Annotated in this window: 13 protein-coding genes; 6 read left to right on the top strand and 7 right to left on the bottom strand. The window is 65.6% G+C overall.

All coding sequences use genetic code 11. The features are described from left to right. Positions 1–91 precede the first annotated feature (91 nt). The 3 genes from SMAL_RS10260 to SMAL_RS10250 form a co-directional block, all read right to left on the bottom strand. Positions 92–1,093 carry an NADP-dependent oxidoreductase gene (locus SMAL_RS10260; RefSeq protein WP_012511070.1) on the bottom strand — a complete coding sequence of 334 codons (1,002 nt, stop codon included), beginning with the start codon at positions 1,091–1,093 and terminating at the stop codon, positions 92–94. Between the two features lie 43 nt (positions 1,094–1,136). Further along, complete coding sequence (locus SMAL_RS10255; protein WP_012511069.1) at positions 1,137–1,925, bottom strand: SDR family NAD(P)-dependent oxidoreductase; 789 nt, start codon at positions 1,923–1,925, stop codon at positions 1,137–1,139. Between the two features lie 63 nt (positions 1,926–1,988). Next, a complete protein-coding gene (locus SMAL_RS10250; protein ID WP_012511068.1) occupies positions 1,989–3,083 on the bottom strand; it encodes an alkene reductase in 1,095 nt (364 codons plus the stop codon). A 172-nt stretch (positions 3,084–3,255) separates the two neighbouring features. On the opposite strand from SMAL_RS10250, the gene SMAL_RS10245 reads away from it, so the two are divergent. After that, on the top strand, positions 3,256–3,837 hold the full coding sequence (locus tag SMAL_RS10245) for a TetR/AcrR family transcriptional regulator (protein WP_012511067.1): 582 nt from the start codon (positions 3,256–3,258) through the stop codon (positions 3,835–3,837). 115 nt (positions 3,838–3,952) lie between these two features. On the opposite strand, the gene SMAL_RS10240 is transcribed toward SMAL_RS10245, so the two are convergent. Next, entirely contained in the window at positions 3,953–4,906 is a 954-nt protein-coding gene (locus SMAL_RS10240) for an alpha/beta fold hydrolase (protein WP_012511066.1), read from the bottom strand. 123 nt (positions 4,907–5,029) lie between these two features. On the opposite strand from SMAL_RS10240, the gene SMAL_RS10235 reads away from it, so the two are divergent. From SMAL_RS10235 to SMAL_RS10225, 3 genes are all read left to right on the top strand, one after another. Continuing rightward, positions 5,030–5,644, top strand: coding sequence for a TetR/AcrR family transcriptional regulator (locus tag SMAL_RS10235; protein WP_428993284.1), 615 nt, complete (start codon positions 5,030–5,032; stop codon positions 5,642–5,644). Positions 5,645–5,706: 62 nt separating this feature from the next. Continuing rightward, complete coding sequence (locus SMAL_RS10230; protein WP_012511064.1) at positions 5,707–6,183, top strand: nuclear transport factor 2 family protein; 477 nt, start codon at positions 5,707–5,709, stop codon at positions 6,181–6,183. 271 nt (positions 6,184–6,454) lie between these two features. Then, complete coding sequence (locus SMAL_RS10225; protein ID WP_012511063.1) at positions 6,455–7,375, top strand: MBL fold metallo-hydrolase; 921 nt, start codon at positions 6,455–6,457, stop codon at positions 7,373–7,375. Positions 7,376–7,489: 114 nt separating this feature from the next. Here SMAL_RS10225 and SMAL_RS10220 read toward each other — a convergent pair whose 3' ends face one another. The 3 genes from SMAL_RS10220 to SMAL_RS10210 all read right to left on the bottom strand — a co-directional run bounded on the left by SMAL_RS10220 (position 7,490) and on the right by SMAL_RS10210 (position 9,386). Further along, entirely contained in the window at positions 7,490–8,371 is an 882-nt protein-coding gene (locus tag SMAL_RS10220; protein WP_012511062.1) for an RNA polymerase sigma-70 factor, read from the bottom strand. A gap of 75 nt (positions 8,372–8,446) precedes the next feature. Then, positions 8,447–8,851 carry a cupin domain-containing protein gene (locus SMAL_RS10215; protein WP_012511061.1) on the bottom strand — a complete coding sequence of 135 codons (405 nt, stop codon included), beginning with the start codon at positions 8,849–8,851 and terminating at the stop codon, positions 8,447–8,449. Positions 8,852–8,906: 55 nt separating this feature from the next. Beyond that, entirely contained in the window at positions 8,907–9,386 is a 480-nt protein-coding gene (locus tag SMAL_RS10210) for a carboxymuconolactone decarboxylase family protein (protein ID WP_012511060.1), read from the bottom strand. Positions 9,387–9,475: 89 nt separating this feature from the next. On the opposite strand from SMAL_RS10210, the gene SMAL_RS10205 reads away from it, so the two are divergent. Together SMAL_RS10205 and SMAL_RS10200 are read left to right on the top strand one after the other, a co-directional pair. After that, positions 9,476–9,784, top strand: a complete 309-nt coding sequence (locus tag SMAL_RS10205) for a sigma factor-like helix-turn-helix DNA-binding protein (protein ID WP_012511059.1) — start codon at positions 9,476–9,478, stop codon at positions 9,782–9,784. Next, a complete protein-coding gene (locus SMAL_RS10200) occupies positions 9,781–10,812 on the top strand; it encodes a LysR family transcriptional regulator (protein WP_012511058.1) in 1,032 nt (343 codons plus the stop codon). The genes SMAL_RS10205 and SMAL_RS10200 overlap by 4 nt, the downstream gene beginning before the upstream one ends. Positions 10,813–10,821: the final 9 nt, after the last annotated feature.

Here is a 10,821-nt window from a genome sequence, read left to right as displayed (position 1 = left end):
TTGGTGCGTGGCCGTCGCTTGAATGGGGCGTCCTGCCGGACAATGAAAGCCACCCACCTGCGGTGGCTATTGCCCGGGCAGCAACGTGCCCTTACCGCAATGCGACAACCACCTTTCCCTTGGCACGGCCGCTCTCGACATGATCCAGCGCGTTCTGGGTCTGCGAGAACGGAAAGACCCTGTCGATGACCGGCCGGATCGCACCTGACTCCACCAGCGAGGTGATCGTGGTCAACTGCTGTCCGTCAGCCCGCATGAACACAAAGGTGTAGGTCACGCGTTTCTGCCTGGCCTTGCGGCGGACGCCGTGGCTGAGCAGGCGCATGACCTGCTGGAGCGGCCAGGCCAGCCTGCGCTGCGCCGCGAAGGCCGGGGTAGGCGGCCCGGAGATGGAGAGCAGATGCCCGCCCGGCTTCAGAATCGGCAGCGAGCGCGTCAGCTCCTCCTTGCCCAGGCTGTTGAGCACCAGATCGTAGTCGCGCAGCTCCGTGGCGAAGTCCTGTTGCGTGTAATCGATCACCACGTCCGCGCCCAGTGCCTTCACCCATGCCACGTTGGCCGTGCTGGTGGTGGTCGCCACAAAGGCGCCCAGGTGTTTCGCCAGCTGGATCGCGACAGTGCCTACACCACCGGAGCCCGCCTGGATGAAGACCTTCTGCCCGGCTTTCAGTTGCCCGGTTTCAACCAGGGCCTGCCAGGCAGTCAGCGCGACCAGCGGCAGCGAGGCGGCTTCCACCATGCTGAGGTTGGCAGGCTTCAGCGCCAGGGAGGCAGCCTTGACCGCGATGAATTCGGCGAACGTTCCAATGCGATCATCATCCGGGCGGGCATAGACCTCATCACCAGGCTTGAACTGGCGAACCGCAGCGCCGACACGTTCCACCGTGCCAGCCAGGTCGTTGCCCAGAATCAGCGGTAGCTGATAGGGCAGGATCGCCTTGAATTCCCCGGTCCTGATTTTGGCATCCAGTGCATTGACGCTGGCCGCGTGCACGCGGATGAGTACATCGTCGTCGCGCAACGCCGGCTGCGGGACGTCGCCGATGCGGCCCATCTCCTTCCTGCCATAGCGGTCGATGAGAAAAGCTTTCATGGGATGGACACTCGGGTTGAGGCGCGGCGAGGATGGCTGCGGATCAGGCGACGCTGCGATAGCGCTCGGCCGCGTGCGCCTGGCGGATATCCGAGAGCAGGCCCTGACGCGAGGCGTCCAGCGTGTCCCAGCGCGAGGCCACATGCAGCGGCGGAATGGTCACCGCCTCGCGGCGATCAAAGCCGACCAGGGCCGCATCGACCAGTTCGTCGACATCCATCACCTCTGGCAAGGTGTTGATGTCGATGCCCGCACGTTCCCAGATCTCGGTGCGCGTAGCGGCAGGCAGCACCGCCTGCACATAGACACCGCTGGGCGCCAGTTCGAGGCTCAGGGCCTGCGACAGAAAGAGCGCGAAGGCTTTGGTCGCGCCGTAGACGGACATGCCCAGCTCCGGCGCCAGGCCCACCACCGAGCCGATGTTCACGATCGCACCGGTGCCAGCCTGCGTCAGGCGCCGGGCAGCGGCGGCGGCCAACCGAGTCAGCGCCAGCGTGTTCAGCGTCACCATCGTGTCAATGCTTTCGGCCGACTGCTCGGTGAAGCCGCCGGCCTGCGCAACGCCCGCGTTGTTGATCAGGATGCCGATGCGGTCATCGTCACGCAGGCGGGCTTCGACGGCGGCCAGGTCAGCGTTGAGGGTGAGGTCAGCTGCCAGTACATCGACGGTGACGCCGGTGTCCTGACGCAGACGTGCGGCCAGTGCATCCAGTCGGGACTGATCGCGCGCGACCAGTACAAGGTCGTGGCCACGGCGTGCGAAGCGTTCGGCATAGACGGCGCCGATACCGCTGGAAGCACCAGTGATCAGAACGGTGGGAAGCGTGCTCATGGTGGGCATCTCTTGGCGTGTATGTGGTCAGGGGTCGGGGAGGCGGCCGGAGTGTTGCGGTGCCTACTGCGCCGCGGTGTCGGTCAAGGCGGGGTAATCGATGTAGCCTTCGGCGCCGCCGCCATACAACGTGGCCGGGTTCAACGCATTCAACGGCGCACCGGTCTTAAGGCGCTCGACCAGATCGGGGTTGCTGATGAAGGCGCGTCCGAATGCGAACAGGTCGGCCTTGCCTTCGGCGAGATGGGCATTGGCCAGGTCGAGGTCATAGCCGTTGTTGGCCATGTAGGCGCCGGCAAAGCGCCGGCGCAGGCCATCGAAGTCGAACGGCGCAACGTCGCGAGGCCCGCCGGTCGCACCTTCCACCACATGCAGGTAGACAATCCCCAGTGCGCTGAGCTGGTCGACGATGTAGTCGTACTGCGGCTGCGGATCACTGATGCTGATGGCGTTGGCTGGCGAGACCGGCGAAATGCGCACGCCGGTGCGATCGGCGCCAATCTCCTGAGCCACAGCAGCCGTAACCTCCAGCAGCAGGCGCGCGCGGTTCTCGATCGAGCCGCCGTAGGCATCGGTGCGCTGGTTGGCCCCGTCCTTGATGAACTGCTCAAGCAGGTATCCGTTCGCGCCGTGAATCTCCACGCCATCGAATCCGGCGACCATGGCATTGGCCGCAGCCTGGCGGAAGTCATCGATGATGGCGGGCAGCTCGTCGATCCCGAGCGCGCGCGGCTCGGAGACGTCGACGAAGCCGTTGTGGACGAAGGTCTTGGTCTGGGCCCGGACGGCCGAGGCCGAAACGGGGGCCGCATTGCCTGGCTGCAGATCCACATGCGAGATGCGTCCCACGTGCCACAGCTGTACGAAGATACGCCCGCCGCGCGCGTGGACGGCGTCGGTGACCTCACGCCAACCCGCGATCTGGTCGGGCGTGTAGATCCCCGGCGTGTCCTGGTAGCCCTGGGCCTGGGCGGAGATCTGGGTGGCCTCGGTGATGATCAGGCCGGCCGAGGCGCGCTGGGCGTAGTAGGTAGCCGCCAGCGGATTGGGCACCAGCCCTGCACCCGCGCGGTTGCGGGTGAGCGGCGCCATCACGATGCGGTTGGCCAGGGTCAGCGGCCCCAGAACGTAGGGCTGGAAGAGCGGGGTGTCTGTCATGGGATATGCGGGCTCAGCGCTGGAAATATGGGGGGGGGGGAGTCGTGGGACGAGCGGCGCGACACATCAATGATGATGAGCATCATCATTGATGTCAATGGTTTGATGATGAACATAATCTATGCGTGGTAAGATGCCCTCGCCGCAGCACGTCATCAGCAGGTATCGAGTCATGAAGGTCACCAAGGCCCAGGCGCAGGCCAACCGCGCTCACATTGTCGAAACGGCATGCGCACTCTTCCGCGAGCGGGGATATGACGGCGTGAGCGTGGCGGATCTGATGTCGGCAGCCGGCTTCACTCATGGCGGCTTTTACAAGCACTTCGCTTCGAAGGCTGACCTGATGGCCGAAGCCGCAGCGTGTGGCTTTTCGACATCCGCCGAGGCCTTGGCTGGGATGGATCACCGCACCTTCCTGGTTCATTACCTGTCCCGCGTGCACCGGGATGCGCCGGGGCAGGGCTGCACGATGGCAGCACTGTGCGGCGATGCTGCGCGTCAGCCGGATTCGGTGAGGGAGGCGTTCGTGGCGGGCATTGATGCTCGGCTCACAGCGGGTACAGGTCACGCTGACCCACCTGATGCAGCGTCTGCCGCACGTCATCGCGCCCGGCGCATTGCGCGGATCGCCCAGGCAGTGGGGGCCATGGTGCTGTCGCGATCATGCCCGGATGATTCGCCGTTGGCGGACGAGATTCTGGACGCCTGCCGGGAAGACATTCTTGCCAGGCTGACCGATGAATCCGATGCCTGAGCGGCTGCTGACGCATGTCCACGGCCGGAAGCTGGCAGGCAGGAGGGAACGGTTCAATCCTGCAACACCGTTCCACGTGAGAAGGGCCCCGACCTGAGGCCGGAGCCCCGGTGGCTTACTTTTCCTGCAGGAACGTCAGCAGATCCTGGTTGACCCTGTCCTTGTGGGTATCGGTCAGGCCGTGCGGCGCGCCCGGGTAAACAATCAGCCTGGCGCCCTTGATCAGCTTCGCCGACTGGCGGCCGGAGATGTCGATCGGCACGATCTGGTCGTCATCACCGTGGATGACCAGCGTCGGCACATCGAACTTCTTCAGGTCGGCGCGGAAATCGGTGGCCGAGAACGCAGCGATCGAATCGTAGGTGTTCTTGTGGCCACCCTGCATGCCCTGCGCCCACCACGCATCGATCAAGCCCTGAGACACCTTAGCGCCCGGGCGGTTGAAGCCGTAGAACGGGCCCGACGGGATGTCCTTGTACAGCTGTGCGCGGTTGTCCATCTGCGCCTTGCGGATGCCATCGAACACTTCGATCGGCAGGCCATTGGGGTTGTCGGCGGTCTTCAGCATGAGCGGCGGCACCGAGCTGATCAGCACGGCCTTCTTCACCCGGCCGGTGCCATGGCGGCCGATGTAGCGCGCCACCTCGCCGCCACCGGTGGAGAAGCCCACCAGGGTGACATCGTGCAGGTCGAGCGTGTTGATCACCGTGGCCAGGTCATCAGCGTAGTGATCCATGTCGTTGCCATCCCACGGCTGGCTGGAACGGCCGTGGCCACGGCGGTCGTGAGCGATGACGCGATAGCCCTGATTGGCCAGGAAGATCATCTGCGATTCCCAGCTGTCCGAGTTCAGCGGCCAGCCGTGGCTGAAGGTGACGACCGCGCCGTCCTTCGGGCCCCAGTCCTTGTAGTAGAGCTGCACGCCATCGGCGGTGGTGATGTAGCTGGCGGTGCGCGCGATGCTGGTGACTGCAGCCGGCTTGGCCGGTTCGGCGGCCTGCGCGGACAGGCCGGCCTGGACCGAGAGGGCGAGGGCGGCAACGGCCAGGGTACGGGCAAAGGTGTTCATGCGAGGCGTCTCATGGGTGGGTGGTGAGACGTACTTTGCGACCGAAATCGAGCCTCTGGATGATGACATGTACGAATTTCTTGATAGATCGTCCTGAGCGAACGGGCAACCCGGAAGGTCGCGATGCCGCCTGTTGACAGGGTAGAACGATCGTTCTACCTTGGCGTCGTGAACACAACCACCGCCGATACCCAACAGAAGATCCTGGCCACGGCCGAGGCGCTGATCTACCAGAACGGGATCCACGCCACGGGCATGGACCTGCTGGTGAAGACCTCCGGCGTTGCCCGGAAGAGCATCTACCGCCACTTTGAAAACAAGGATCAGGTGGCCGCTGCGGCATTGAGAGCGCGCGACGTGCGTTGGCTGGCCTGGTTCCAGCAGGAGTGCGACAAGGCCAATACTGCGGAAGCACGCATCCTGGGCATGTTCACCGTACTCAAGGGCTGGTTCCAGTCCGAGGGCTATCGCGGCTGTGCCTTCATCAACACCGCGGGCGAGGTCGGCGATCCCGACGATCCGATTCGCCACATCGCAAAAGATCACAAGCAGAAGCTGCTCGATTACACGCTGGAACTGACCGGGCAACTGGATATCCAGCAGCCGGCAGCGCTGGCGCGTCAGCTGCTGGTTCTCATGGAAGGCGCCATCACCGTCTCGCGCGTGATGGGCGACTACGACGCCGCAGACACTGCAAGGGATGTTGCAGCGGTGTTGTTGGAGCAGGCCAGGCGCTGACGCCTGAGTCATCAAAAAACCCGTCGAAGCACCCGTTTATCCACTTGATTGGAGGCCCCACCGTGTCCACTGAAGCACCCCGTCCGCCACTTCCCCCGTTCACCCGTGAATCGGCCATCGAGAAAGTGCGCCTTGCCGAAGATGGCTGGAACTCCCGCGATGCGGACAAGGTTTCGCTGGCCTATTCGCTGGACACCGAGTGGCGCAACCGTGCCGAGTTCACCCATGGCCGCGAGGAAGCCCGGCAGTTCCTGGCTCGCAAGTGGAACAAGGAGCTTGAGTACCGCCTGATCAAGGAGCTATGGGCCTTCACCGACAATCGCATTGCCGTGCGCTACGCCTATGAGTGGCATGACGACTCCGGCAACTGGTTCCGCTCCTATGGAAACGAGAACTGGGAATTCGGCGCCGACGGCCTGATGCAGCGCCGCTTTTCGTGCATCAACGACATGCCGATCAAGGAAAGCGACCGCAAGTTCCACTGGCCGCTCGGGCGCCGCCCGGATGATCACCCGGGGCTGTCTGATCTGGGTATGTGATTCGCATTGCTTCCCGGAATGCAACATCACGTCCCCCTCCACGGGCCTACCGCAGCAACGGTGTGCTACCTAGGCTGATCGCACACGGCATATGCCGTGTTCCGGGCCCACCGCTTGCGCAGTGGCCCGTCTTCCCATGAACCCTGCAGTGCTGGCCTGCCAGGCATCCGAGCCCTGGCAACGCCACGCCCTGCGCCGTGGGAAAGCGCCCGGAATCGTTCGCGCCAGCCTTGCATCGCTGCCCGCCCAATGCCCTTCGTGGAGATCCCTCATGTTCAGCCTGGAAAACACCGCCGCGCCCATTGCCCCCGCCCTCGATGAACTGGTGCCCTCGCGCTACGCCCTCAAGGTGGGCGACGTCGAAGTGCTGGTGATCAGCGATGGCGTCCTGCCGTTGCCCACCCAGATGCTCGGCCACAACGTACCGGCCGCCGACCGTGCCGAATGGTTCGAAGAGATGTACCTGCCGCAGGATGCCTTCGACTGGGCATTGAACGTGATGGTGGTGCACAGCGGTGATCGCACCATCCTCATCGATGCCGGCCTGGGCATGGACCCGGACCTGCAGTTGCCGCGCGCCGGCCAGTTGATCCGCCGCCTCGGTGCCGCCGGTATCAACCTGGGCGAAATCACCGATGTGGTGATCACCCACATGCACATGGACCACGTCGGCGGGCTGCTGGTTGAAGGCGTGAAGGAACAGCTGCGCCCGGACCTCAAGATCCACGTGGCCGCGGCGGAGGTGGAGTTCTGGAAGTCGCCGGACTTCAGCCGCACCAACATGCCGCAGGGGTTCCCCGATGCGCTGCGTGCCACGGCCAAGCACTTCTGGGCCGAGTACAGCAGCTATGTGCACACCTTCCAGGACGAACAGCAGATCGCGCCGGGCGTGACGGCCCGTCGCACCGGAGGGCATACCCCGGGACACTGCGTGGTGCGCGTGGCGTCTGCCGGGCAGGCCCTGACCTTCGCCGGTGACGCGGTGTTCGCGGTCGGCTTCGACCAGCCGAACTGGCACAACGGCTTCGAGCACGACCCGGAGGAATCCGCGCGCGTACGCATCGCCCTGCTGAAGGAACTGGCAGGCACCGGCGAAATGCTGGTGGCCACGCATCTTCCGTTCCCGTCAGTGGGCCGGGTGTCGCTGGAGGGCGAGACCTTCCGCTGGGTGCCGGTGTTCTGGGACTTCTGATCGAATCCTGCGGCCATTGCGCAGGCAGACGTTCACGACCGGGGCGCATCGGCGCCCCGGTCGAATCCCGCAAGAACGAGGTCGCAATGGATGCCATCCACGCGCGGCGCGGATCTACTGAATCGAGGTGGGCAGTGCCAGCCGCTGCAGCTTGTGCGGGTTGCGCTGCACCAGGATCTGCGTGATCCGTTCGCCATCGGTCTCGAAGGCCATCGCCGCTTCCAGCTCGCCATCGAAATAGCGCAGCAGTCCCAGCCGTCCGTTGAGCATGGCCGGCACCATCCGCAATTGCGCGCTGCGCCGCAGGTGCGGGGCGTACAGCAGCTGGGCAATGCGTGCGCCCCCGACCATCGGTTTGGGGAAGCTGGTGACGATGCCGCCGCCGTCACCCACCAGCTCGGCCGACTCGGCCATCAGCGCCTTCATCGTGCGGAAATCGCCACTGGATGCGGCCTCGGCGAAACGGCGCAGCAATTTCTGGTGCACGTCCTGCGGGACGTTGTAGCGCGGGCGCTCCTGCCTGAGCTGCAGGCGTGCACGATGCACAATCTGCCGGCAGGCGGCTTCTGTCTTGTCCAGGGTGCGCGCGACCACCGCGTAGTCCTGATCGAACACGTCGTGCAGCAGGAAGGCCGCACGCGCATCCGGCGCCAACCGTTCGAGCACGCTGAGGAAGGCGACCGACAGATCGCTGGCGGTTTCCAGTACATATTCAGGGGTGCTGGTGTCATCGGTCAGCAGCGGCTCGGGCAACCACATGCCGACATAATGTTCGCGCGTATGCCGTGCCAGGCGCAGGCCATCAATGGCGCGACGGGTGGTAGTGGCGACCAGCCAGGCTTCGGGATTCTCGATCTGTGACTGATCGGCGCCATGCCAGCGCAGCCAGACGTCCTGCACCACGTCCTCGGCTTCGTGCGAAGACCCAAGCATGCGGTAGGCCACGCCGAACAGGCGTGGGCGGAGGCGGGAGAACAGCGCAGTGGAATCGTCCATGCCAGCGTAGACGGGACAGGTCCCCGGATTGTGACACCCGGGGACCTGTCGTTGGCACCAGCGCCGGACGTGCGATCAGTGCGGCGGCAGAACCGCCGGCTTGCCGATGTCCTTGATCAGGAACACCACGAACTTCGCCGGCTCGGTAGCGCTGGCGTTACGACCCACGGTGTGCAGATCGGCCGGACCTTCATGGAAGGCCTCGCCTGGGCCGAGGGTGACTTCCTTGCCGCCGGCCACGCCCATCACGATTCGTCCTTGCAGGACGTAGACGAAACCATGGGCATCGTGGCGGTGCACCGGATCGGCGCCACCCGGCGGGTATTCCACGGTAAGGATCAGCGCTTCCTTGCCGGGCTGCTCCGGCAGGGCGCGGGTCATCACCTCGCGCACCAGGGGCTCGGGCGCAGCAGGGGGCGGGGTGGCGGCAGCGCTGCACAGTGGCAGCAGCGCAAGCAGGGCCAGAACAGAACGACGCATGGCAGGTCTCCAGTGCGGTAGGGGAGGGCCGCTGCCTGGGGCAGCGGCGGATCGATCAGGCCAGGCCGGCCTTGTCCAGGCTAAAGGCCGCGTCCAGGGTGCCGGGCGTAGTACGGAAGGCGACGTTGGCGCGGTTCCAGGCGTTGATCGCCATCACCGCGTGGGTCAGGTCGACGATCTCCTGCTCGGACAGCTGGCCGCGCACACGCGCGTACAGCTCGTCGGGCACACCCTGCGCCGGCAGCTGGGTCAGCACCTCGGTCCAGGCCAGGCAGGCGCGCTCGCGCGGGCTGAACAGCGTCGATTCACGCCATGCCGCCAGGTGATGCAGGCGCAGTGGGCGCTCGCCGCGCAGGGTGGCCTCCTTCACGTGCATGTCCAGGCAGAAGCCGCAGCCGTTGAGCTGTGATGCACGGATGTTGACCAGATCGATGATGGCCGCTTCGATCGAGGCGGTATGGGCGGCATGCGAGTACAGGCCGAGCTTCTTGAACAGTTCCGGCGATTGCGCGGCGTAATCCAGACGTGCGGTCATGGCGTGTTCCTGTAGCGAGTGAAGGACACAGCGAGGCTAGGCCTGCGCCCGCACTACCGGTAGGCCGGGGCCGGGCCGCATGCTGTTGCATGAAAAACACCAATGGCCTGTCACAACGGCCGATGCTCGGCCGTCTGCCGGGCATGGACACCGCATCGCACCTGCGCACCGCATTCCGCCCTGCCAGCGAACAGGTCTGGCAGACCTTCCTGGCCGCACTGCGCGAATTGCCGCCCGATGCACGTGCGGTGCTGTTGCTGCACGACGTGCTGGGCGCCGGGTTCGAGGACATCGTGCCCCTGCTGGGGCTCGACCTTTCCGCGTGCAGGCAGCGCCTGGCGCTGGCGCGGAACCACCTGCACGCGCAACGTGCCCGCCTGGAGCCAGGCCGCCCATGAACACCGCACAGCCCAGCCCGGCCAGCGACGGCCACGATGCGCTCAATGCATCCTTCTCCACCAGCTACGCCGGCGTGCTGGCCTTCATTGCAGTGGCGGCCGAGGGCAGTTTCGCCCGCGCGGCCGACCGCCTCGGCATCGGCCGTTCGGCCGTCAGCCGCAGCGTGCAGAAGCTGGAAAGCCAGCTGGGCGTGCGGTTGTTCCTGCGCACCACGCGCTCGACCACGCTGACCCGCGAAGGCGAGCTGTTCCTGGAGGGCTGCAACCCGGGCGTGAACTGCATCCTGCAGGCGCTGGAGGAAATGCGCGACCTGCGCGAGGGTCCGCCGCGCGGGCACCTGCGCATCAGTGCCAGCCACGGCTTCGGCCGGCGGGTGATCGCCCCCCTGCTGGCCGCCTTCCGCGCCGAGTACCCGCAGGTCTCTGTAGAACTGCTGCTGGACGAGCAGGCCCCCGACCTGGCCGGTGACCGCATCGACGTGGCGTTCCGCGACGGCCTGCTGGAAGACAGCCAGGTGATCGCCAAGCAGCTGGTGCCGATGCAGCTGGTGGTGTGTGCATCACCAGCGTACGTGCGGGCGCAGGGTCTACCGTCGTCGGTGGATGCGCTGTCCACGCATGCCTGCATCGGGCGGCGCCTGCCGGGTGGGCGCATGCAGCCCTGGGAATTCCGGGTCGACGGCACCGATGTGCACCTGCAGCCGCCGGCCGCACTGGTGTTCAACGATGCCGACCTGGCCCTGCAGGCCGTCATCGACGGGCTGGGCATCGCCCAGCTTCCCAGCTATCAGGTACGTGAAGCGTTGTGGGCGGGCAGGGTGGTGACCTGCCTGGAGCGGTATGCGCCGCTCGATCGCGGCCACTACCTGTGCTACCTCAGCCGCCGCCAGCTTCCCAAGCGCGTGCGGGCCTTCATCGACTTCAGCACGCAGCGGGTCCGCGCGCTCGAACTGGATGTGATCTCGCACTGGGAAGCACGCCAGCAGGCCGCCACCCTGAAGCCAGGCGCACAGCCCGCTTGGGCCTGAACACATTGG

It is taken from the genome of Stenotrophomonas maltophilia R551-3 (genome assembly GCF_000020665.1).
Lineage (GTDB): Bacteria > Pseudomonadota > Gammaproteobacteria > Xanthomonadales > Xanthomonadaceae > Stenotrophomonas > Stenotrophomonas maltophilia_L.
The sequence above is the reverse complement of the archived record's forward strand: the minus strand, read 5'-3'. Positions and strand labels throughout refer to the sequence as shown.